The following is a 24,241-nucleotide window of genomic DNA, read 5'->3' on the forward strand; positions in this document are numbered from 1 at the left end:
GAAGTACGAGATGCTCTAAAAGCAATATTCTAAAAGCTTGAAAGCGATTTTTGAAAACCAGAAATTACAGTAAGGCATAAAGACTTTCGTGTCCGCTACCACCCTCATTAATTGCATTGAAAAACCATGATTCACTTAACTGAACCCGTACCCGTTATCTCAACTCGAACATTCGAATCGAAACTCATTTTAGGGTATAACTCATGCCAGTTGTCAATTTCTTTCCCGTCTGCAAAATGCGTAGACATATATTTTAAGCCAAATCCCACCGGGTCAACCTTATTTTTTTGCAACTTTACAAGTAAACCATCCATCACTTCCTTCACCTTCTCACTCGCTGCCTCTTGGTATCTCCAGGACGGAATCAGCTTAGTTGTTTCTTCTACACTTGCTTTAATTTTAACATTTAACTCAATTTTAGGTTTGGAAGATTGAAGATTTTGAAATTTGTATTTCATCTTATAGGATTCAATTGTTAAACTAAATCTCACATCATCACTTGTTATTGCATGTATACCATATTTAGATGATTGCGTAATGAGTTGATTCAATACCACCGTCTCATCTGGATTTAAGGTTGCAACAAATTTAGTTTTATCGAAGACCGCCACCTTATCAACTAGGTAATGGTCTTCTTTTTGAGTAATTATAGGCAAATAAGGGTCTTTACCTATTTCCTTTGAACGACGCATAAACTCTGTCAAGCTATTTGCATTTTGATATGCTGGTTGAGTTCCCCGTTTATTGAAAACAAAAATAAGCGCATTAGCAGGCAAATTTTCAAATTTGGGTTTTTGTGACAATATCGCTTCAGCTGTTGGAACCCCAATGCCTAGTTGTGAAATTAATTGAATATCTTTTTTTCTATAAAACCAATCCATTACATCTGAAAAATTATCTTCAACCAAATTTTTTCCTAAAACAATGATTTTGGTATGACCAAAATCAAATTCTTTGTGTGATTCATCCCTCATTAAGCGAACTGCTTCTGCTATTGTGGGAGCTTCCTTTTTCAAAATCGCAAAAGAATTTGATTGACCAGCTTTAACTTCTTTGAGTGGAATGCCTATTTTCAAGATGACCCGATATGGATTTATTGGGTCATCTGTCTTATCTACTCCCATAGTCACAACAAAAAAACGTCTATCAATATCTCTAAACCCACAACTGGTCACCAACAATGAGATAGCAATAAAAAGTATAAGTTTTTTCATACATTCACTCTTTTCTTAGCCAAGTATAAGAGCAAAATAGCTAAAATAATCTCGCTGGGAAATCTGATATTTATCCATCTTTGCACAATTACCATTCGCAGGGCTTCATTCGAGTAGATGGAGTAGACTATCGTCGCAATACTCATTAGAAAACATATAATTACAATATTTAATTTTGTACTCAAATATTTTATTTTAAACTTCCAGTCAGGAAACGTTCCTTTTAATATTTCTATTGTTACATTCCAACAAATGACGGTGTACATCAGTGACGAAATAATGACCAATGGATAAAATACAAAAAGCAAACGTTCAATCAAACCAAGTTCGGCACGAATCGAATCAATCGTACCCGCGTAGATATATTTCAGGTCCCCAACGGCTTGAGTGCCAAAAACACCAATAGGCACAAAAAAGGCTGCACACAAAACAATGGTTCCGACAGTGTGAATCGCCCACTTGAATGGTGGCGTCTTTGGCTTACATGGTGAGAATGTTTTATTGTAAATAACTAAGTTCAAATAGCCACTGAATACATTTGAAGACGCGCAAATGGCGTAAAAATTCGGTTTTTTATCCACGAAGTTAAACGTATATTTGATTGCATCCCAATCAATCATCCCACTACGTATTGTGAAGAACGCAATAATTAGTATCAACGGATAACAAAAAAACAATAATATTTCCACGCCACGTAAAATGGACTTTACCGGCATAGAAGCTCCAAAACAAACAATGACTAAAAACGATATTAAAAATTTTAATTCACTCATACTAGGATTTATATAACGAAAACAGAGTGTTGCCAAATTCACTATTATCATTGCTCCAGTTGAAAACCACATAAAACTTAGAAAAACTAGAATAGGCACATGCACGTATGTTATCAATCTCATTCGGAATATATCCATCACACTTTTCCCCTTGAAATGCCCCATAGCATGTATAAATATATACATTGTAGTAACACTTAAAGGAATGGATATAAACATAGAAGAAACAGCCCCCTCAAACCTAATTGGTATTAACGCATGAGGTAAAAAATAAAAGGTGTTGACTAACATCCCTATCATTACAGCGTAATAAAGGTACCGATAAATCATTCTTACTTCCCTCTCTCTGGCTCCCCTATAAATAGTCTTAGATACGGCTGACCAAAGCTATTTAAATTTGCCATGTACATAATCAATGTTATCAACCCCATGATGATTCCGATAAAACCAAAGAAGCTTGCCAACATAATAAACATATATTTCAAAAAACGAAATGCAACTGGATTAACCGGCACCACAAAATTTGAAATGGCTACAGCCGAAACAATAATTATCATTATTGAACTAACAAGCCCGGCTTGCTGTGCTGCTTGCCCCAAAATTAAACCACCAACAGTTGTCGCTGTCGAACCAATGTATTTGGGTATACGAATAGTTGCTTCAATTAAAACTTCAATCATGGATAACATGATAAGAACTTCAACGTATGACGGGTAAGGCACCCCTGCCCTACTTGCAGCTATGGAGAAGGTTAATTGCATCCGGAGAATTTCTGGATTGTACGAAATCGCGATGTATAGGGCTGGCAGAATCATTGTAATGATTACAGAAGTTAAGCGCAGAATCAAACCGAACTTCGATACCCACCAAGGTGAATTAGCGTCTTCCATCGTAACCATGAAATCATAGAACACACAAGGCGCCATTGCCGCATTAGGCGTTCCCTCAACCAGTATAAGCACCTTGCCTTGTGTTAAGTTCAAAACAGCTCTATCCGGTCTTTCCGATATCAACATCGTAGGAAAAAATGAAAATTTCCCTTTCGAAATTAACATCGCTAGTTGACCCGTTGATTGAACGACGTCTTTTTTGATTTTTATTAACGATTTATTTATTTCAATTAACGTGTTAGCATCAACGAGACCTGCATCATACACCAACGCAATTTTAGTTTTTGACAGTTCTCCAACAGTTGAATATTCTACACAAAGCTTCTCTGATTGATAGCGGCTCCGTATTATGTTGATATTGATATCTACATTTTCAGAAAAAGCACTGTGCGAACCTTGTATAACCTTTTCGATTTCTGCTTCTTTAACTTCCGTATTCAGGACCTTTGGTACATGATAGGTGTATATTCCCTCAAGAAAGACAAATAACGCATTTCCACGTACCAGACTTTGTACCGCATCTTCCTCCTCTATTTTCATGAAACTGGGGGATGTTTTAAAGAAATTTATGATATCCGTTTCTGTTTTGCACTCAATAATCATCGCGTGGACAATATTTTCTATTTTAGAAAATTCAATGATAGTCGAAATATACGTAATTTCTATACTTCCAGCTGGCATTTCAATGTATTTACAAATGACATCTTGCGATGAATCAAAATATTGGTTGGATATCGGACTCATAAAATTATGTACTCCTTATTTGTGTAGCTTGGACCACATTTTATTGTACCCAATATTTTCTTGTTTATTATTATCAAGGTAAGTTCAATTTTCTTGATTTGCATGATATTCATCTAATTCGAGATAACCTTGTCCCAAGGACGCAAAAAAAACGCGTTATTGGTAAAAAGTCTGATTAGAAAAGACTTTTACATCGCTGACAGCGATAAAGTCAAAGGTTCGAGCCCCTAGCCTCCATGTAGACGAATTGTCTACACGTTTCGAAAAAATTGAATCACTATTATCTCTTTGTCTACAATCCGTCTACAATTCAGCTCAATAAAAGGCAAAAACCCGCTCACTGAGCGGGTTCTCTGTATGGAGGTGAGGGGAGTCGACCCCCCCTGTCCGAAAACAACGCGACAATAGTGAGGCTAACTCAGTAGCCCCCTCTTATCTTGAAAATTTCCATATCATCTTCTATTTCTCGATAAAGCAAACCCAAAATTCATTTTCATAAGGAAGCTTCTTACGAAGGGGTATCTTCGATAAGTTTCAGTCTGAACTGAAGCATGAGTGGCTGGTTGAATGCGCAAGACGAGCCGCCTTCACCTTATATTTGTATATGTTCAATACAATAGAATCCTTGATTTATATGAATATTCTAGAGCCATGTCACCAGTGACAAGTGGAGTACCCGATCGATAAAAAGATAGGTTTGTTTTCACGTTTTGCTTTTTCAAAAGCCTCTTCGCACCAAGGAAACCAGTCAATCGAGTTATACGCGTGCTGCAGCAAATATGGTGACTTTTCCTTGACCAATCTATTAGTTTTATTGTGAGTTGTCATTCGGTGACCGCCTCCTTTTAAACTACACATATCACTCTCAGTGAAGCTGACTCCAGATTTTATTCAACCATTCGGCAAATAACTCTTTCTCCTCGAACTGTGGATAATGAGCAGATTTTTCAAAAACAACAAAATCTTTTCTAGGCGCTTCAATAAAATCAAAGTATGCTCTCGCCGCATTTGCGGATGTCATATAATCATATTGCCCCATGACAAAATATAAGGGAATATCAAGTTTTTTGATTTTGCTTGTAATATTATTCCGCTTCTCTTCTTCCAATAAGATGTCCTGAGATAATGAAATCCCTTTAAAATAGCGAATAACATCTAGCAAATTATACTCTGGTTCAAGGAGAAAGCCTTTGAAATAATCCATATTCTCATTAATTGCTCGTGCTGCTCCGCCATATTTTCGAACTATGTCTCGTGGTGTAGATTCTTCCCCGCGTTCTATCGGATCTCGAAGTTGTTCTAAATCTTCTACATCTTTTAAATTACCAACTCGTTTTGCTTGTTCCATGGAATAGTTTAAGCTGTCCAATTCGCTCTTCACATGATCAGCAACCTGCCCAATACCAATATAAGCAGCAAATTGGTCTGGTGCTTTAGCCGCAGCTTTCATCCCGATGTAGGTGCCAAAAGAATGACCGATGAGCAGCACTTTCTCTTGTCCAAGTGTCCTTTCAACATAATCCGTCACGGCTAATAAATCATCAACAAGTAAATCGGTAGATAAATTTGAGTAGTCCTCTAAAAAATGAAAAGATTTCCCGCTTCCACGTTGATCATAGTGCACAATTGTAAAATTTTTCTCCAGCAAATCTTGATATTTACGCACATAAGGAATTTCGGAACAACCTGGACCGCCATGTACAAAAATCACAATCGGATTGCGACGATCCACACCCCTGATCATCACTTCATGCCCAGTCCCATTGAGTTCAATCTGTCCTAACATACTTATGCTGTTGTCGCCTTTAATTCGAGGTGTCCATGTGGGGAAAATCAATCCGGTCCCTACAATTAACGCAAGGATTATTCCACTTACGATTATTATTTTCATACTTTTTCTTTTCAATTGTCGCCTCCAAAACACATTCTCTTTAATCCTACTATTCAACAAACTAAATACAATCCCTCCAAACTTTATACGCAACCCGTTCGTCTTACAGGTATAAAGGCAACTTGATGAACCAAGTTGAACTGAAATAACCCCTTGGAGGTATTTACAAATGAAAAAGAAAACGATGATCGTAACGGGCATACTTGCTACTTTGACACTAGGAATGGCAGCTGGAGCTTATGCTAATGGCACTCTTACTGAGGTAAAAGCATTTCTAGATTCATCCGTACAAGTGAAGGCTGGCGGGACAGCCATCTCTCTGAAAGATGAGCAAGGTAATGAAGTGACTCCGCTTAATTATAATAACTCGATCTATTTACCTGTACGTGGCGTAGCTCAAGGACTTGGCTATGATGTGATTTGGGATGAGAACAGCAAAACGGCCTATCTTAGTGAAAATAATGAATTTCTCACGTTTCGTGCAGATGAAGAGCTTGTTCTAGCTAAATATGGCTACACTGTGCAAATCCCTTCATCTCTTGGTGGCAAGGTACGCCCTACCGTATGGCCGCAGGAATCCCTTTCAAATGGCGTTTCCTCCGGCAAATTGTCCAAGAACGTGAGAAGTGCGATGGATCTGCTGTATCTTCCTAAAGATGTAACAGCTCCAGCTACTGTAATGGCTACTATTGAAGTGTTTACACAGACAGATTGGGCTGCTGATCAGCACGATGCTAACGATACTGTATTGGCTACTAAAGGCAGCTACGTTTATGTGTTGCATAATGAACAAAAGAATACCTTTGCCGCTCAGAGTGAAGATTATACGATCTACCAACAAATTGCTGATCAATTCGCGGTAAATCAGTATGAACTTGTCCTGACTCACGCAATTAACTTAAACCCAACTATAGTATCTGGGTTGGTCGGCAAGTGGACTGAAAAGCAAAAAGGTACCGAAATGGAGCTAACCAGCGATGGCGTTTTATATCGTGCGGGAGTAGCTGTGGGTAACTATTTGATCCTAGATGCCGGGCATATCAAGTTCGTTGCGGACAGAGCCATCAACACAGTTTCATTCACAGTTGATGGAAATACACTGCAAATGGGCGGTCAAACATTTACAAAACATGAATAATATAAAAAAGCCTGAGCGCGTTCAAAGACGCTTCTCGGGCTTTGCCATTTATTTCTACATGTCGTTCATGATTCACAAATTTACCTTAAAGCGTACTAGACGCCTGCTCAAGCAGTTTGGACATTTGGTCATAATCCGGCGTATCACCTTCGCGGATTTTCAACCATTTCCGTTCAGCGGGTCCTTCGTAACTTTTCGGGACCTCCAAACCTGTCGCGTTCATAATCATAAATGCAATCGCATCTTTTGATGGCGAAATAACGGCGGCGTAATGGCCGTTTTTCAAGAAATGTGGTTTTTTATACTGAATACGCTCAGCTACCTCGGGAATAACTTGCTGGACCATTTGACGAAGTTGTTGACTTACCTCAATCTGCCATGCTGGAAGTTTTTCTATAAAATCGGTAACCTCTTGATTCATAGTCGCGTGTCTCCTTATTTTTAAACTTACTCACACATCAAACTCCAACTGCTTTTTCGCTAACGTAATAAATTCCAGCGGATTCGGAACTTGCTGCGCATCATACTCGATCGCGCCCATTTTCAGGATAAGTTCGACCCGATATTTCTCCCTGTACTCATCTCTGTTTCGTTCTTCAACGCTATTCCTCAATCGATCAATAACGATATTCGCACCAGGTCGATCTGTGAACAACAGCATTCCCCACATCGGATTTTCCTTATTGAGCAAATAGAGCGAATCATTCGTACGGATGCTGGTTCGGCTCATTTTGGACAGGTCTAGTACGGCTTCTATCAGCTGCTCCTCACCAATAATGCGTCGGATCTCATCCCAATATTTAACGCTGAAAACCATGAGAGTTAAAGGAATGTGATACCGAACAGATAACGCCATGAAGATAGTAGCGTCAGATTGAAACGAGAAGGTATTCTTCAAGCTCGTTTTAGCATCTACGGTAGCCAGGGATTCGTTGGCCTTCCGCAGCTGATCATTGTCTAACTGAAGCTGACGATTCCCATAGGTAAACAACCAGGTAGAGATCGTAAATAAGGGTGTCATGATAAGCCAGAAGTAGTTCTGTGTACCAATCAGTCCGCCTACAACCACCGTTTGATAGAGCGTGAATGTGCCATAGCCAAAGATGAATAGAATGTTCAGTATTAATCCCGTCGTTACGTTAGTAAAGTAAGTCACGATCGCAATTAATAAGGCGAGATTTAAGAAGATAATATTTTGGATATAGAGATTCGGATTGCCTGCCGTAAATACAATACAGATAAAACAGACAAGAATCAACAATATGAATGCGCTGTCGGAAATCATGCTGCTTTGCAAACGCCTCATCGACGATCCCTCCGCTTCGTTCTATACTTACGAATCAGTAAGATAAGTGAGAGAAGTACCAATAAGGCAACTAGAACGACCGCGGCCATGAATCCCAGAACATCCTTGCGTTCCATGACATCACTCAGCACGGTAGAGGGCTCTGCCGTTGTTACTTTTTTAAACCGAAAAGCCTGGATGTTCCCATCGATGTCTGTGACAGCGCCATCTCCGAATACTTTCCACAACGTGCCTTCAGATCCAATGAGCTTAGAAGCCAGATAGGCGTACTCCGTGCTACTCCCTGTGACGGCAAGCAGCCCAAAGCCGCTCGCGTAAGGCGAATCGATTAATTGCAGTGTTCCAATGCGAGTGCCGTACTTGGCCTCGATACTCATTTTTTCATTGGAGACGAAGCCTGTACCACTATTATTATATTGAAAATAGAGCTTGTCGTTGTTATTACGAATCACTTGGTTATTCTGATAACTGCCGATGGCGATTATTTCTCGCCCTTTGAGTTGTGATGCCGCGACATTGTCTTGATAAAATAGCACTTCGCCCGTATTGGTTTGTGCATAACGCCCTAGTAAATTAAAAATATTCGTAATGGTTTGAAATACGTTTGTATCGTGCTCTTTGGGTAGTACAACAGCCACTTGATTGTAGCTGCCATCTCTTAGAAAGGGATAGGGGTAATTGTTAAACAGCATGTCCGCTCTATCTTTGGTATTCAGCTGCAGCATGGAATCCTTATCAACGAACGCCCATGGCATTTGCTCCTGATTCTCAATACAACCTGCATTCCCCAACTCCAAATCAAAAGCAACTTTCACCGTAAAATTGCCACTAATATTCAGCGTTTTAGGAATAGCAATGTCGATGTGATCATTGTCAGCGAGCTCCGTGGACAGTTTCTTACTGCCAATCGGCGTATCATTGATAAGAATAGTGACCATAGATCGATCGAAATCAAGATTTTTGGCATATCGATACTTAATGCTCAGCTTACTCGCATCTCCGATCGAACGATTGCCAGGGAGTGAAATGAAGTAGGCTTTCTCTCGATGACGGTCACCAACTAGCTTATCACCTGTTTCCGTTAACGTCATATTTCGGCTTAATGTCACTGTAGGCGTGTCTACCTCCGTAGTAACATCCACTTCCTTCATATCCGTATCCAGTTGATTAAGCAACGACTGATTGCCTATCAAGCGCCCTGCTTTGACCAGCAGAGCTGTGTCAGAGGATGTGACAACCAATGTCGGACGTCCCGCAGGAGTAACCAATTGGATCAAAGCTTTGTTCTCGAGATGATCGGCTTGGATGGCCGACTTCACGTCCTCTGGAAGATCTTCATATAACGAGATCAGAATAATAGCTTGCTTTGATTTCAAATTGTCCGCACTATACGCGACAATCGGTATGCCTTTGTCCGAAACGGGGTTCGCCTTGGCGAATCCGGATAGCGCATAGGTTGCCGCTTCCAGGAGGGCCAAGTTGCTTCCCCCCGCCGTGACTGCGATCGCATTCTGGCCATCCTTGATGGTATCCATGCCGATAAAATGCTCATTAAAATCACGGATACTCTTTTGGATCGCAGCAGCTCCGTAATTCACGGAAATTCGAGAGGTTTTCGCAATTTGCAACCAATTATCCCTCGTATCTGTCGGCAAACATGCCATGACTGCAACAGGTGAGGTTGTTTCGAAATGTCCTTGAACCGTTAGCGTATTCACGCCTTTCACGATCAACGCTACAGGCACTAAGACCGTCAACTGCTGCTGTTTCGTTTCTTGAAGAAGCGGACGAAAAGAATGAAACGGCTTTCCATTCATCAACAGCGTAATGCTCGAACGCTCTTTCTGGAGGAGTCGAGAAATCTCATAGTCGAGATGAACTTCGACACTTGCAACATTCCAATAGTTCTCAACTTGGAAGTACTGTTGCGTATAGGTAACGCCTCCGATTAACGACGTATCTGCAAAATTAGTTTGGTATTGTCTATTCACATTCGGTGTGAGCTCTTCAGCCCATGCTGAAGAGCTAAATGAAATAAGCAGGGAAAACAGACAACCGGTCGTAATTAACAGCCATCGTTTTTTCATAAATGATCCCTCCTGCCTAATACCTTTCGGTTTTATACCATTTGGCTTCGCGCTTGAAAACTAAATCCTTCAAATAAGCGTACATGCCATAGGCCGCTACAATCATCCACATCTGACAGTAGGACACATACATAAGCATAATAATCCAAACATTGGATAATTTCATTTCACCCTTTTCTGTCACTAATGTTATAAATGTACCCACAATGAATAAGATAATGGCCAGCCCCCATAGGAAGGAGCTAAAACTTGCGATTGTCGTTCTAACAAAACCCAAAGCATGGAGAACAAGAAGTAAATCTGACATTATTAGGGAGGTTAGCAACAACACATAAATAGATAGATAATAGAAAATATCGAAATGGATGTTCCGAGCTGATCGATTAAACAACAGCGGAATATTTTTGACGATGACGTAAATATTTCCCTTCGCCCATCTCGTTCGCTGCTTAAACCAGACCTTCACCGTCTGCGGCTCCTGCTCCCATGTGACGGACTTTGGTTGGAATTTAATCTTGTATCCCATTAAATAGATCCGGAAACTGATTTCCGTATCCTCCGCAATCGCCTTCACATCCCAGCCACCCATATGCTCAATAATACTGCGTCGAACAATGAAATTCGTACCTGGAATCGTGCAAAGCTTGAATAGCTTCCACCTGCCTGCTTGTGCCATCCATTGAAAGGATAAGGTCTCGATATTAATAAAACGGGTCAGAAGACTTGCATCGCGATTGCGTGTGCGGAATTTTCCAATAACAGCTCCTAGGGAAGCATCATGCGTAATTTCGGAGACTAGATAGGTCAATGCCGTTTTCTCAGGGGTGTTGTCGGCATCATAGATAGCAATCAGTTCACCTTTGCTTAGCTTAAAGCCCAAATTCAAAGCGTTGGACTTCCCTTTTCCCCCGATGATGTTATCCGTATTCAAAATGATTAGATTGCGCCCCGGATACTTCGCTTGGAGATTCCCTAACAACACACTGCTGTTATCGGAGGAATTGTCATTAATGACGATGATCTCATAACGATCATGAGGATAGGACAGCGCGAGCAAGGATTCAACTGTCTTGGTTATTACCTTTGCCTCATTGTGTGCAGGTACCATGATGCTGACGAACGGTGGCTCACCTTTCAGGGGGGCAACGGGTTTGTTCTCAATTTGAATATAGTACAAGTAGCCTGCAACGATGAGTACTACATTTACCAATAGGAGAGACCAGATACAGAAGACGGAAATTAGCATCAAAATATCTGCAGTGGTCATAATGATCTCTCCTGATGCGTGAATTTTCGTTTGTACATCCGGTACCCGATGATTAGAAATACCATAAAAATAAGAAGTGTTAATAAAATAAGGACAATGAAGATGTTATTTTGCACAGAAAATAAAGTGGTAAAGCTTTTTTCAACTTCTTGTACATAAGCGTGATCGGAGTCTATCTCTACGATATTATTGTTAAAAAAGATCGCTTCTCCATTGATTTGCAAATGCCCGCGGCGCGAAGTTAATTCATTCGTTTCCGTGTGGACCGTATGAGCCTCATTTTTGTAATCAGCAAATGTCGTCCAACTTGAGCGCAAAGTATCCATAGTCTTTTCTAATTCTTTGTGATCTATAGGAAATGGATAAACGAACGCCGTATTCATCGGTAAGGGATCAAGTATTTTCTTAGAATTGCTGATCTTGCTGATCTCCTCTGCTTTCATTGTATACATAGAAGATGTAAACACGCTTGATGTCGTTGTTTGTGCGCGATACATGAGGCGCTGATTAGGGAAAATGATGCCTGAATCAAAGAAGGATAAGCCATTTCCTGTGTAGTGTTGGTCATAGGTCCAATAGAGCTCGGTGCCGACACCCATGGAAACAATCCCATAACCCGCTAATGCATTGAGAAAAGCGCTCATTTGTGATTTTAATATCGTGATGTCTTGACTGATTGTTGAGTTAACAACGGGCGCATTCACAATAAGACTTCCGTTACGCGACTGTAGATGTTTAAGTGCTTCCAAGTATCGTTGCATAGCCGGAAAATCCAGATTGTTAAGTACCGGTTGCACGCTTGCAATAAAAGGAATTCCAGCATCATACAAGCGATCCGCCATCTCATTCAGTATATCGAGATCAGAGAAAGGATAAATCTCGTTAAACAAGACATAATTCTGGCTTGGCGTCTTTATTGACAACCAGTCCTTTAACACGTAAGCAGCTGCTTGTTCGCTTAAATTCCCTTTCATCATGTAAGGGATATAAGCATATTTACCGTGGATAACACCGTAGGGGGTGCTTGTCTTCTTTTTCTCCGAAGTTATTTGACCATAGGAAGTCCCCACGAATTTCGTTATATAGGAGATGCTGTTTGCTGTTATGGAGCTTTGGGAGAACTGTCCTATTGCAAGACGAATGGTATCTTGATCCAGCAGTTGATCTTCTATGTTCATGGCCTGTCGAATATTCGGAGGGAGCACATTCCCTATATGCATATATTCCCCATCGTACTCATTCATATCCTGCTTAAAAAATTCTGGCATTTGCGAAAGATCATCCGAATTGCGAATCATGATCACTTCACTAAATTTAAGCAGCATACCAGATTCATATCTGTCATACGAAGTCAGCGTCACTTGGACGCCAAAAGAGGCAAGTATTCGCTGAATGGCTTCCACATTCCCCTCTCTCGGGGTGCCAACAGCTAAGCTATCGTACATGAGCAGAACAGAAGTCTTCTCTGTTTGAGCAGCAGAAGTAACTCTTGGGTAAACTATCGTGAGCATTAGGCATATCAACAGAAGGAGACTTGTACGTAAAACTCGCTGCCTAGTCATGTAGTTTCCCTCCTAGTTCAGCCTCTAGCTCACGGTCACTTTCAACTTCTTGGATCCATAATCGCTTTGCTAGTAAATCTCCAATCGTAATCAAAGAAACGAGATCGAAGACTAACGTAAATAAAAATTCATGCTTAGCAAGGTCAGCATCCCCAGCACCTACAATTGAAACGAAGATGCCAGAAAGTCCGATCGCGATCATCATGACAATCAACGGCAGTCTAACCGCATTCCTCCGTTGCTGTGTCCTGATCGCTTTCACAAAGGATGGCATATAAAGCCCCATAACAATCAGTGTCCAAAGGATCACAAAACCAAATGTTTTGGGAGCGAAATTATCCTTCAGCAAACTGTATCCGGAAAAAAAGATCGTTTGTGCGCCAAATGGTTTGCCCGTCGAAGCTTCGTAATTCCCCAAAGCATGAGGCCGAATGGCAAAGCCGTCGTGTGCAGCCAGATTGAGCATCTTGCCTGCTTGATCAGGATGAACGATGTAATAGGCCAAAATGGATCCAACACTATATTTGCTGTAGAATTGGTCCTGCATATGCGCTGAATCCACCGCAACTGGCGTGTATGGATCGTAATATAAAGTCTCATCTAACACGGCATATTGTTTGTCGATGCCAAAGCCTTCGAGCGTCTTCTCCGGATTCACCGACCCCATAAGCACGCCGCGTGTCATGGCATGATATTTATTGATATTGACAAATTCCTGCGGAATAAGTACATAGCTGCCGACACCAACGCCAAGTAGAGCAATTAGCAAAGTCGCCGTTATCATGCGATACGATCTCTTTTTACGAATATAGATGAAAATGACGCCAAAAATAGCAATAATCATACCTACTGGGGCATTCTGTTGCTTACTTGTGGTCAAAATAATGCCGCTTAGAACAAATACTGCTAGCATCACATAATCGTTATATCGTTTCCGATACATGAGAATGCCCGCGGCAACCATGAAAATCGTCATAATGAGTACAACACTCTCACTATAAAAAGAATTGAAGTAAGCCGTATATCCTGTGTCACCTAAAATAAAAATGGTAAGGATAGCAACGAGATAGCCTGGCTTCTTTGACATTTTCCAAGTAAGCGCTTCAACGAGTAAATAAATAGCAGCCGTATATAAGACAATGTACATCCCAGCTTGAAAACGAATATCGAAAAGATGAGCGTCATGAAATAGAAGATTAAGTACGAGGGATACTTTGATAAACAAAGATTGAGATGAAAATAACGTAGCGCCATTCTCGTTATAATACTGATAGACACCGTAATTTTTGACGAAATAGCCGAGATATTGGTTGTTATAGTTCGGATCATTGAAATACAAGCCATTGCTGTACAAAATACGAAAGTAATCGCCATTATCAGCCATCCCGATATAGGGTGGTGTTAGAAGTGCGATCACTGTAATCAGGAACACCACTATGGCAGCGAAAGCAGCTGGGGACACATAGCGCAGCATCATTTGCAAACAGCGACTGTACCACATGTGATCGCACTCCTTTCTGATCAGTACATGTACGCTAACAGAGCCATCAAATTATCGAAAGAATAGGCTTGTTGGGCATTTGTATCCCCGAAGCCCCCATGGAGCGGGCTCTGTGGATCATGTATCTGAAATTCGTTCATTTTGAGAATGCTATCGGTATACAACTCTTGATCCTTGATAACCGACCCAATCATGGCTGAAATGGCATAGATCGCTGTTGACCTAACATCATTTAAAGGCTTCCCATTCCGATCATATTGGCCGTATAAGGTCCCTGCTTTGACCTGATCTTTGATATATCGAACACTGGCGGCCTGTTCTTGTTTAACTTCAGCCAGATTCAGAATCGTTAGCAAAGATTCCACTGTGTTTATTCCTTCAAATTGGTACTCGTTCTTATCGAAATCATAGCGTGTTTGGTAAAATGGAAACGAATCCGATAAGTATCCTTTTTGGACAATTTGAAGCATGTTAGCTTCAAGGGCAGCCTTCTTTTTGCGAGATACTGCAGCAAGCTCCAAAGATCCAGCATCTATGTAGCACAAGGAGATGAATGAATTTGTCATTTTGTAGGTAGGATCATAGAAGTCTCTCAACTGACCATTCACTACATTATATTGATAGAAACGATTTCCGTAAGCTTCGGATTCCTTTTGATAGCTTTTAGTACCAAAAGCAATTGAAGCTTCATCTAATGCACGAATGATTCGTAAATCATCTACAGTCGCATTCATCGTATATTGTTTGTTTAGTTTGGGGCTGTAACGATAGCTAAAGCCATATGGTGTGTCAAATGCGCGTTTGGTTTGCTGCCATTGTTCGTCAAACTTATCTTTCTGTCCGGTAAGCGCGTAATAACGCATGAGAAGACCGGCAGATTCACTTAATACTTCGTGCCCAGAAGCTGCAGCACCTTTTTGATCCGTATCTTGAAGATTCGTGAATATACCATGGTTGCTAGTAAACTTGTTCATAATAAAACCAAACAACAAGTTCCGGTTTTCCGTCATTTGCATAGCCTCACCATATTGGCTGCTAGACTGCCGCTGCAGACTATGGCTATCACCCATAAAGGGGCTGAAAATCTTATAAATCATAAGGACAACAAACAATACGATGCTTACCAACACTAATTTTCTGAAAATTCTCATGAACCACCGCAGCTCCTAACACACAACATTTCCAGAAAAATACGTCGAATGATATGATAAAAAGATTACACACTATTTCTTAGGTGAAATCTGTCTTAAAGATCTAATATTCTAGCACACAAAACGTGCCCAAGTTAGTTGTAGTTTATCACATGCAGCACATCGTTCAAAGGGTAATTCCTCCCACAAGTAAGAATAATGTCATTAAAAGAAGAAGGTTGTCATGAACTTTTCAAATTTATCCAGTGCTCTAGAACCAGCCAATCTGGTCAGTTGTCTTATCTATCAGCAAGGTCAACTTCGATTTGAACATTACCGAGAACCACACATGGCAGATGCCATTACGAAAATCAATTCTTGTACCAAAAGTGTTCTATCTGCCCTTTGTTGCATCGCTATGGATCAAGGTTTGTTGCCTGATGTGGGGACACCTGCATCCGTCTTTTTTCCGCAGCTTGCGAATGAACCTGGTAAGCAAGATATAACGCTCCTGCATCTTTTAACGATGTCTTCTGGCATCAATTGGACAGAGTTCGGCGGGCAGAATTCCTTCCCTCGTATGACCAGAACACCTAATTGGATAAATTTCGTGTTAGATCAACCTTTGTCCGATACGCCTGGCGCGCGCATGAGATACAATTCTGGAGGCTCGCAGTTGTTGTCCGCCATCCTTATGCAAGTAACTGGCATGCCAGTTGCCCGTTTCGCAGAATTATTTCTATTCAAGCCACTTGGCATTGAATCCTATACGTGGGAACACGACCCTCAAGGTATACATTCGGGCGGATTTGGACTGTCACTTCGCCCCATCGATATGCTGAAGTTCGGTCAACTCTACTTACAACAAGGCAAATGGGACAACAAGCAAATCATTTCTCAACATCTTGTCTCCTGTTCCACTGTGCCTGCTATACGTGCTGAGCCGCCGCGTCGCGGCAGCTATGGTTGGCATTGGTGGACAGACACTTACCCGGATAATTTGGATGAAAATTCGCCTGTTTGTGCGATAAATTACTATAATGCTTATGGATTCGGTGGCCAATGTATATATGTGATCCCTAGTCTTGAAACGGTTGTTGTTTTGACCAATGATCAACGGAAAAAGAGCAAGATCCCCTTACATGTATTTCGTCAATCCATTGCACCTTATTTGGTGGAGATGCTTTAAAACATGCAAAACAGAAAAAGGCTTAGGAGCAGCGATTCACTGCTTCCAAGCCTTTTTTTAATCTGCAATCCTCAATTAAAAATCATATTCTTCCCATAAAAAATCTCATCCATTTCCCATTTGACACTTTTCTCAATTTCCAGCTGCTCTTCCTTGCTCAGCGTATCTTTCGTGTAGCCGAACAAATAATTGTTCAGATCAAACTCACGTAGTTTGCACTTGGTGTGGAAAATATTCTCTTGATACACGTTCACATCGATCATCTGATATAAATCTTGGATCTCCATCGGGATATAATTTTGAATAGAGCTGATTTCATGATCGATGAACAACTTGTGCCCGCTGATATCACGCGTGAACCCTCTGACTCTGTAATCCATGGTTAAAATATCATTATCAAATGAGCGGATCAGAAAATTCAACGCTTTAAGCGGCGAAATTTCTCCGCAGGTTGAAACATCGATATCTGCTCTGAAGGTACTAATTCCTTCGTCTGGGTGATATTCGGGATATGTATGCACGGTAATATGGCTCGTATTGAGATGCATAACGACCGCATCTGGCATTGGCCCGGGGGACTCTTCGAACGATTCGTTCGGTTCCTGTTCGATGGGTCCTTCTGACACTAGCATGGTTACACTAGCTCCTTGTGGCACATAATCTTGCTTGGCGACATTCAACACATGCGCCCCGATAATGTCGGCAACGGTCTTCAATAGGGAGGTCAAACGCTCCGCATTGTATTGCTTGTCTATATAAGCGATGTAAGCTTCGCGTTCTTCTCTCGTTTTGGTGAAGCAAATATCATACATGTTAAAACTGAGCGATTTGGTTAAATTATTAAAGCCATGCAGGGTAACCATCTGCTCCGATGTTAGTTTCAAAAGTTTACTCCCCCTAAGTGTCATGCCTTAAACAGCTAATCTTAGGATGGTATGTTGGTGGCGTTTTTATCCATCTTCACGCTATAAATCATGCATAGATCATGTTCTCAAATTTTGCCAATGCATGCCTAGATGACGCCAACACTCAGGAACAAATTTATTATCTTCAATATATATCGCCAGCAAATAGTTCGAGATATCATGAACCTTATCTGCAATGAGTACCTCTTTTATTTCAGACGCTATTGTTGGTATCAGGGGATTCGTTACGCTTTTAAAATCGTTCAAAGGAAGAAACATGGCCTCACTTTTCTTATAGGTGCAGTTTGACGGAAACCGCGGTGAGCTGCCTGAGTCATATTTTGACAACTTCGCGGAAGTATTATGACGCAACAATAATTCATATGCATCGAATTTCAATACGGCAAACCCTCCCTCAGGTTCCCTTCGAGCATAGGTATCCATCATTTTCAGACAATCTCTTACGGTTGGCCAAAAAAATACATGCTGATCTAGACGAGCTCGAAATTGCTCTTGTGTCGTGGAGGGGTCTATCATAATATCTGGAATCCGTAGATGTGCATTGATCGTCACTGAAAAAGCATCATAATCCACTTGAATTGGCTCTGATCTGCGTTTACCTGTGGACTGGGGATTGATGTGAGCACTGGACAATAATGCGTCGAAATGCGCAATGGCCGGCAAATTACTTATTCTTGTAAAATGATAAAGGAACTTTCTGCCTATGGCTTTAGTAATAGCCGCAATAAGTGGATCTGTCATTATGCAACGCCCCGTAATTTTCTGATTTGTTGATCACATGCTTGTTGGTAGATTTCTCAACGGAGGAATAATTCATGTGTACAAGCTGAGGTAAATACGGAAAATAAAAAAAACAGTCTGTCCTCATCAGAGGGCAGGCTGCTTTACTTGTTGTTGCGCTGTATTTCTTTCGGATTATTTCCCACGTAATCGTTATACGCCCCTCGCCAGAAGGCTTCATCTAACTCCTCATAGGATAGCTCCACACTTCTCGATATACCAATCTGACTGGCATGATAACGATAAGCATTGAAAAAATCCCTCTCCACTGTGGTGTACGCAATGCCTATTTTCGCTAGCGATTGTTTAGCTAATCCCATGCCGACAATGATCGATACGCAGGAAGCCATACATTTCGTTAATAAATAGGCAATCACGCCTTGCCAGCCTGTCAGCATGTAGCCAACAATGATTGAAATAATCGTAGGTAGAAAGTAGCCATAAATCCGATTAAAGGCGGCCCCCAAATGAACGAAAGGTACAAGGATCAGGCCCCTCGAGTTGACATAGATCCCTGCAACCATCGCAATCAAAGTGTATAATCCTATTTGTTGAGGGCTTAACTGAAGCACAAAGCACAACAGTCCTGTTACAAACCCTAATGCCGCGGATATTAAACGAATATCTTCTGTTGTTTTTAGAATTTGCTCTGGCCTTATGTCCGGATATAATCTCGCCATAAGACCAAAGCTTGTTGGCACATCCAGCCTAATCATAAGACCTTGCGGTGTATGAATGGCCATATTCATTAAGCTCTCTTCTTACGAGTGACGACATCGAAAATAACGGCAATCGCCAAAACTGCACCACGAATCATGTATTGATAGGAAATTCCGATTCCCATGAGGTTCATCCCGCTCGACAAGGAAGCCATAACAATCGCTCCGATAATGGAGCCTGTCACTTTACCAACGCCGCCTGCTGCTGAAACACCGCCCACATATGCTGCGGCAATCGCATCAAGCTCGAATAATGTACCAGCAGTCGTTGTTGCAGATTGCAACCGCGCCGTAAAGAGGATACCGGAAAGCGCTGACAGCATACCCATCGATCCAAAAACGATATAGGTAATCTTTTTCACGCTAATCCCGCTCAAATTGGCTGCCTCTGGGTTACTGCCAACGGCATAAATATGTCTGCCTAATACAGTTGAAGTCGTCAAGAAGTGATAGACGGCAACGACGATCATGACGACGATGACGGTCCAGGAAAAACCGTTGTATCCGGCAAGAATCCACGTAATATACGCAATAATCGCCGAAACGAAAATGACCTTCACGGTAAAAATATTAGCAGAAACCACTTCGAAATTGTATTTCAGCTTGTTATTTCTCTTAGAAAATTCACTGTAAATATAAAGAACGATCATGACTGCGCCTAAAATCAAGGAAAGCAGATTTAAGCCGCCTACCTTCGTAATCGCGGGGATGAAGCCGTTCCCGATGGCATTGAAATGCTCATCTTTAACAATAATCGTACCCGTTTTCTCCGTGACACGAAGAAGCGCTCCTCTGAATATTAGCATGCCCGCAAGGGAAGCCACAAAGGACGGAATTCCGAATTGTGCTACCAATAAGCCATTAAATAAACCAACGATGATACCTAGCACTAGAATAATTGGAATCGTAATATAAAAGGGAACACCAGCTTGTGATAAGAGCACAGCCGCAATTGCCCCCAGGAACCCTGCCGCAAATCCAACAGACAAATCAATATGTCGGATCACAATGACAAGCGTCATACCCACCGCTAGAACAGCAATATAACCCGTTGCATCAATGAGATTACTTATATTCCGCGATGACATAAACAATCCATCCGTCATGATGGAGAACGTCAGCATGATGATGAATAGGGCAATATACATCCCATATTCTCGAATATTCACTTTAATTAGCGATTTTGCTTCACTATAAAATTGCACTGGTCTTCCTCCTATTGCGTCGCAAGCTTCATAATCATTTCTTGATCCGCTTCCTCGATGGATAGCTCGCCCTTTATTTTACCTTCGGCCATTACATATACACGATCACTCATGCCCAAGACTTCACTGAGCTCCGAAGAGATCATAATGATACTCATTCCTTGGCTGATCAGTTCGTTCATAATCGTATAAATTTCATATTTGGCTCCCACATCGATGCCGCGTGTAGGTTCATCCAAGATCAGCAAGCTCGGATTCACAAATAACCATTTGCCGAGTGATACTTTCTGTTGATTTCCCCCGCTCAAATTACCAACAATTTGTTCAACGGAAGGCGCCTTAATATTTAATGACTGCTTATAATGATTGGAAATCTTTACTTCTTCGTTATTATTGATAACGCCTTTTTCAGAGATCTCATTTAGGTTAGCAACGGAGATGTTTTGCTTAATATCTTGAATCAGGAATAAGCCATCCCCTTTTCGATCCTCCGTCACATACGCAATGCCTGCCTTGATGGCATCCTTCGGATGGTTAAACGCTTTTTTTACACCGTCCATCAGGAGTTCTCCGCGGAGCTTGTAAGCTTTGGGATTTCCAAATATACTTTGCGCCAGCTCCGTTCGACCAGAACCCATCAAACCAGCAATACCAACAATCTCACCCTTTTTAATATGCAAATTAACGTCTTTCACGACCTCTCGACCTAACTGTGGATCATAAGCCGTCCAGTTTTGGATTTCGAGAATGTTCGTTCCGAAGCTTTTTGTCGTTCTTTTCGGGTAAATATCGTCAATTTCACGGCCTACCATGTTTTTAATTATGACGCTTTCCGAAATTTCACCTTTTGCAGCGTCCAGTGTACAGATCGTCCTGCCATCTCGTAAAACGGTGATATGATCAGCAATAGCTGTCACTTCTTTGAGCTTATGCGAAATCATAATGCTCGTAATACCTTGCTTTTTCAGCTCTCGCAGCAGATCGAGTAAGTTTTCACTTTCTTTCTCATTCAAAGCAGCTGTCGGTTCATCCAGAATGAGCAGCTTAACATCCTTGCTTAAGGCTTTGGCAATTTCAACGAGTTGTTGCTTCCCAACGCCCAAATCCTTAACGAGAACTTCCGGATTCACATCCAGTTTCACTTTATGAAGCATTTCTTTGGCTTGACGTATCGTTTGATTCCAATCGACAATCATGCCTTTTCTCACTTCGTTGCCAGCATAAATGTTCTCATACACGGTAAGGTCCGGGAAAAGCGCTAACTCTTGATAAATGATGGCGATGCCCGTCTTTACACTGTCACTGATTTTCGAGAAATGCTGTACCGTGCCCTCAAAAACAATATCACCGGTGTACGTTCCGTGTGGATAAACACCGCTAAGCACTTTCATCAAGGTCGATTTACCTGCGCCATTTTCACCAACCAAACAATGGATTTCACCCGTATTTACTTTGAAATTGACATTCGCAAGCGCCTTCACACCCGTGAATTCCTTCGAAATATTGTTCATTTCTAATATATATTTACTCATCATCAAGCGCTCCTTAGCCAAACGACTCTTGGAATAGAGGAATAGTGATAGACGTATCTATCACTATTCCATCCAAGCTATGTGATCTTACACCTACAAACCTTTGAAATCGGCTGCTTGGTAGTACGCAGAATCAACGAGTGCGGATTTAACGTTCGCTTTATCAACGACGATAACATTCGTTTGTTTCGCTTTTACATCAATTTTGCCATTGTTGTAAGATCCCGTTGTTTCAGGTGTTTTGCCATCAAGGATAGCTACTGCCATACCCATAGCATCTTTAACCAATGTACGAACATCTTTGAACACTGTCATCGATTGTTTACCGTCAATTACGTACTGGATGGAAGCTTTCTCAGCATCTTGACCCGTAACAAGGAATTTCGTAACGGCTTTATCTGATGCAAATACATCCGCGATCGAACGAGCTGTTCCATCATTTGGAGCTAGAATTGCAACATCGCCTTTCATGTCTGCTGCAGCAGCTGTCAAATGCGTTTGAGCTTTGTTCTTCGCTTCGTTTGCATCCCAATTCGTCGTTACTTGACCAACAATTTTGCTCATTTGCTCACGAGTTAACTTAGCAGTTCCTTTTAGAGCAACTGCTTCACTGGAGTTAGCAATTTTGAATGTGCCATCCGCAATTTTCGGTTGAAGCACTTGCCATGCACCTTCGAAGAACAAGAAAGCATTATTGTCAGATACAGCACCTGCATACAGGTACAATGGTTGACCTGGTTTAGCTTTATCTACTAAGTATTGTGCTTGTGCTTTACCTACAGCAATGCTGTCGAAAGTCACATAGTAGTTAACAGCGTCAGTTTTTGTAATCAAGCGATCATAAGAGATAACTTGGATACCAGCTTTTTTAGCCGATTCTACTGCAGCAGCTGCAGCGTCACCGTCTTGCGGACAAATGATCAACACTTTGATTCCTTTTGCGATCAATGCATCAACATTTTCTTTTTCTTTCGCTGAGGAGCCTTGGCTGAATAAGATTTCCGTCGTATATTTGGAACCTTTCAAAGCGTCTTTGAAGCGTTGCTCATCTTGCACCCATCTTGGCTCGTCTTTGGTAGGCAATACAATCCCAACACTTACTTTAGAGCTGGAGTTCCCACATGCTGCAACCATAACGGCTAGAAAAATAACAACCAACATCAAAGAAATCGCTTTCACACTTCGTTTCATTCGTAATACCCCTCTCATTTGTTTTGGCTGTGCGCCAACTACAAACTGAGTATATCACCGGCATTTTCCAATGTAACCGCTTTATATTAGCATTATTTTTAACAATGCTATACTATTTTGTCATTAGCGCCAGATTCACATTTTTATATACGTCTTCTCGCAAATGGAACCCATCTGCAATGATCGTGGCATCCATATTCGATTTATCGACGGCGATTGGATCAAGAAGAATGGACGGGACATCAATTTTCTTATTGTTTACTTTTTTATCTGCGTGGACATTTTCGCCTTTCGCCATTTTCACAGCTAGCTCAGCTGCCGTTTCAGCAAGCTTCTTGATCGGCTTATAGACCGTCATGGTTTGCGTACCTTCCACGATTCGCTGTGCGGCGGCCAGCTCTGCATCTTGTCCGGAAACAGGGATCAGTCCCGCCATTTTCTGCGCTGTTAAGGCTTGAATAACCCCGCCTGCTGTCGCGTCATTGGCGGCAACAACCGCATCCACTTTGTTGTGATTCGCTAGTAACGCCCGCTCCATATTCGCCAAAGCATTGGCAGGTTTCCACTCTTTCGTCGCTTGATCAAATACGATGTTGATGTCACCCTTCTCGACGAGTGGCTTCAGAATGTTCATTTGCCCTTTTTTGAACATGTGCGCATTATTGTCCGTATCCGCGCCTTCAATAAGAACATAATTCCCCTTAGGAGCCTTTCTTACAATGGCTTTGGCTTGTAGTTCGCCAGCCTTCTCATTGTCGAAGGAAATATATAAATCCACATCCGAACCCACGATCAAACGGTCATAGGAAATCACTTTGATGCCTGATTTGTGCGCTTTTTCCACAATCGCTGCTGATACCTCTGCATTGTGCGGCACAACGACAAGTACATCTACGCCCCGCGAAATCAAGTTTTCCGCTTGGGCAAGCTGCAAAGCGTCATCGCCATTCGCTGCTTGAACTTCGATACGAGCGCCTAGATTTTCTACGGCAGCTTTGAACAAATCCCGATCCTTTTGCCACCGTTCTTCGAGCAAGGTATCGATCGATAAACCAACAACCACATTCTTATCTGGTTGGATGATGCGATTGGGACTTGGCTTATTATCGATTTGCGGACTAGCTTTATCTGTTGGCGTACTGTTCGCTCCGATGAATGAACAAGCCGATAGCACGATCACCATGATAGCGGATACG

Annotated in this window: 20 protein-coding genes and 1 pseudogene; 2 read left to right on the plus strand and 19 right to left on the minus strand. The window is 41.6% G+C overall.

Annotation, left to right across the window (positions count from 1 at the left end; all coding sequences use genetic code 11):
• Positions 1–131: 131 nt before the first annotated feature.
• The 5 genes and pseudogenes from AC58PQ_RS01050 to AC58PQ_RS01070 all read right to left on the minus strand — a co-directional run bounded on the left by AC58PQ_RS01050 (position 132) and on the right by AC58PQ_RS01070 (position 5,512).
• Positions 132–1,214 (minus strand): Ger(x)C family spore germination protein, encoded by a 1,083-nt coding sequence (locus AC58PQ_RS01050; protein ID WP_497240146.1) that lies wholly within the window; start codon positions 1,212–1,214, stop codon positions 132–134.
• Positions 1,211–2,206 carry a hypothetical protein gene (locus tag AC58PQ_RS01055; protein WP_497240147.1) on the minus strand — a complete coding sequence of 332 codons (996 nt, stop codon included), beginning with the start codon at positions 2,204–2,206 and terminating at the stop codon, positions 1,211–1,213. Before AC58PQ_RS01055 ends, AC58PQ_RS01050 begins: the two co-directional genes overlap by 4 nt.
• Before the next feature lie 113 nt (positions 2,207–2,319).
• Positions 2,320–3,621, minus strand: coding sequence for a spore germination protein (locus AC58PQ_RS01060; protein ID WP_497240148.1), 1,302 nt, complete (start codon positions 3,619–3,621; stop codon positions 2,320–2,322).
• 657 nt (positions 3,622–4,278) lie between these two features.
• Positions 4,279–4,449: pseudogene (locus AC58PQ_RS01065) on the minus strand (DUF255 domain-containing protein); the annotation flags it as partial.
• Positions 4,450–4,486: 37 nt separating this feature from the next.
• The gene (locus AC58PQ_RS01070; RefSeq protein ID WP_497240619.1) at positions 4,487–5,512 is read right to left on the minus strand and encodes an alpha/beta fold hydrolase; all 1,026 of its coding nucleotides are present in this window, start codon (positions 5,510–5,512) and stop codon (positions 4,487–4,489) included.
• Positions 5,513–5,681: 169 nt separating this feature from the next.
• Here AC58PQ_RS01070 and AC58PQ_RS01075 point away from each other — a divergent pair, with 169 nt between their 5' ends.
• Positions 5,682–6,650, plus strand: a complete 969-nt coding sequence (locus AC58PQ_RS01075) for a stalk domain-containing protein (protein ID WP_497240149.1) — start codon at positions 5,682–5,684, stop codon at positions 6,648–6,650.
• Positions 6,651–6,735: 85 nt separating this feature from the next.
• Here the strand turns inward: AC58PQ_RS01075 and AC58PQ_RS01080 are convergent, their stop codons facing one another.
• The 7 genes from AC58PQ_RS01080 to AC58PQ_RS01110 are packed head-to-tail and all read right to left on the minus strand — an operon-like array spanning position 6,736 to position 15,524.
• Positions 6,736–7,071 (minus strand): DUF1801 domain-containing protein, encoded by a 336-nt coding sequence (locus AC58PQ_RS01080; protein ID WP_497240150.1) that lies wholly within the window; start codon positions 7,069–7,071, stop codon positions 6,736–6,738.
• Between the two features lie 30 nt (positions 7,072–7,101).
• A complete protein-coding gene (locus AC58PQ_RS01085; protein WP_497240151.1) occupies positions 7,102–7,956 on the minus strand; it encodes a diguanylate cyclase domain-containing protein in 855 nt (284 codons plus the stop codon).
• Entirely contained in the window at positions 7,953–10,043 is a 2,091-nt protein-coding gene (locus AC58PQ_RS01090; protein WP_497240152.1) for a cellulose biosynthesis cyclic di-GMP-binding regulatory protein BcsB, read from the minus strand. Before AC58PQ_RS01090 ends, AC58PQ_RS01085 begins: the two co-directional genes overlap by 4 nt.
• 16 nt (positions 10,044–10,059) lie before the next feature.
• On the minus strand, positions 10,060–11,310 hold the full coding sequence (locus tag AC58PQ_RS01095) for a glycosyltransferase family 2 protein (protein ID WP_497240153.1): 1,251 nt from the start codon (positions 11,308–11,310) through the stop codon (positions 10,060–10,062).
• Entirely contained in the window at positions 11,307–12,872 is a 1,566-nt protein-coding gene (locus tag AC58PQ_RS01100) for a hypothetical protein (protein ID WP_497240154.1), read from the minus strand. The genes AC58PQ_RS01095 and AC58PQ_RS01100 overlap by 4 nt, the downstream gene beginning before the upstream one ends.
• Positions 12,865–14,373 carry a glycan biosynthesis hexose transferase WsfD gene (wsfD, locus tag AC58PQ_RS01105; RefSeq protein ID WP_497240155.1) on the minus strand — a complete coding sequence of 503 codons (1,509 nt, stop codon included), beginning with the start codon at positions 14,371–14,373 and terminating at the stop codon, positions 12,865–12,867. The genes AC58PQ_RS01100 and wsfD overlap by 8 nt, the downstream gene beginning before the upstream one ends.
• Before the next feature lie 20 nt (positions 14,374–14,393).
• Positions 14,394–15,524, minus strand: a complete 1,131-nt coding sequence (locus tag AC58PQ_RS01110) for a hypothetical protein (RefSeq protein ID WP_497240156.1) — start codon at positions 15,522–15,524, stop codon at positions 14,394–14,396.
• 223 nt (positions 15,525–15,747) lie between these two features.
• On the opposite strand from AC58PQ_RS01110, the gene AC58PQ_RS01115 reads away from it, so the two are divergent.
• Positions 15,748–16,692 (plus strand): serine hydrolase domain-containing protein, encoded by a 945-nt coding sequence (locus tag AC58PQ_RS01115; protein ID WP_497240157.1) that lies wholly within the window; start codon positions 15,748–15,750, stop codon positions 16,690–16,692.
• Positions 16,693–16,763: 71 nt separating this feature from the next.
• On the opposite strand, the gene speD is transcribed toward AC58PQ_RS01115, so the two are convergent.
• The 7 genes from speD to xylF form a co-directional block, all read right to left on the minus strand.
• Positions 16,764–17,576, minus strand: coding sequence for an adenosylmethionine decarboxylase (gene speD, locus AC58PQ_RS01120; RefSeq protein WP_497240158.1), 813 nt, complete (start codon positions 17,574–17,576; stop codon positions 16,764–16,766).
• A 99-nt stretch (positions 17,577–17,675) separates the two neighbouring features.
• Positions 17,676–18,359: a DUF7002 family protein gene (locus AC58PQ_RS01125; protein WP_497240159.1), complete on the minus strand. Its 684-nt coding sequence runs from the start codon at positions 18,357–18,359 to the stop codon at positions 17,676–17,678.
• Between the two features lie 143 nt (positions 18,360–18,502).
• The gene (locus AC58PQ_RS01130; RefSeq protein ID WP_497240160.1) at positions 18,503–19,147 is read right to left on the minus strand and encodes a hypothetical protein; all 645 of its coding nucleotides are present in this window, start codon (positions 19,145–19,147) and stop codon (positions 18,503–18,505) included.
• Positions 19,147–20,322: a sugar ABC transporter permease gene (locus AC58PQ_RS01135; RefSeq protein WP_497240161.1), complete on the minus strand. Its 1,176-nt coding sequence runs from the start codon at positions 20,320–20,322 to the stop codon at positions 19,147–19,149. Before AC58PQ_RS01135 ends, AC58PQ_RS01130 begins: the two co-directional genes overlap by 1 nt.
• An 11-nt stretch (positions 20,323–20,333) precedes the next feature.
• Positions 20,334–21,854 (minus strand): ATP-binding cassette domain-containing protein, encoded by a 1,521-nt coding sequence (locus tag AC58PQ_RS01140; RefSeq protein ID WP_497240162.1) that lies wholly within the window; start codon positions 21,852–21,854, stop codon positions 20,334–20,336.
• A 93-nt stretch (positions 21,855–21,947) separates the two neighbouring features.
• Complete coding sequence (locus AC58PQ_RS01145; RefSeq protein ID WP_497240163.1) at positions 21,948–23,045, minus strand: sugar ABC transporter substrate-binding protein; 1,098 nt, start codon at positions 23,043–23,045, stop codon at positions 21,948–21,950.
• A 112-nt stretch (positions 23,046–23,157) separates the two neighbouring features.
• Complete coding sequence (gene xylF, locus AC58PQ_RS01150) at positions 23,158–24,228, minus strand: D-xylose ABC transporter substrate-binding protein (RefSeq protein ID WP_497240164.1); 1,071 nt, start codon at positions 24,226–24,228, stop codon at positions 23,158–23,160.
• Positions 24,229–24,241: the final 13 nt, after the last annotated feature.

The sequence above is a fragment of the Paenibacillus sp. J22P143 genome, assembly GCF_059692035.1.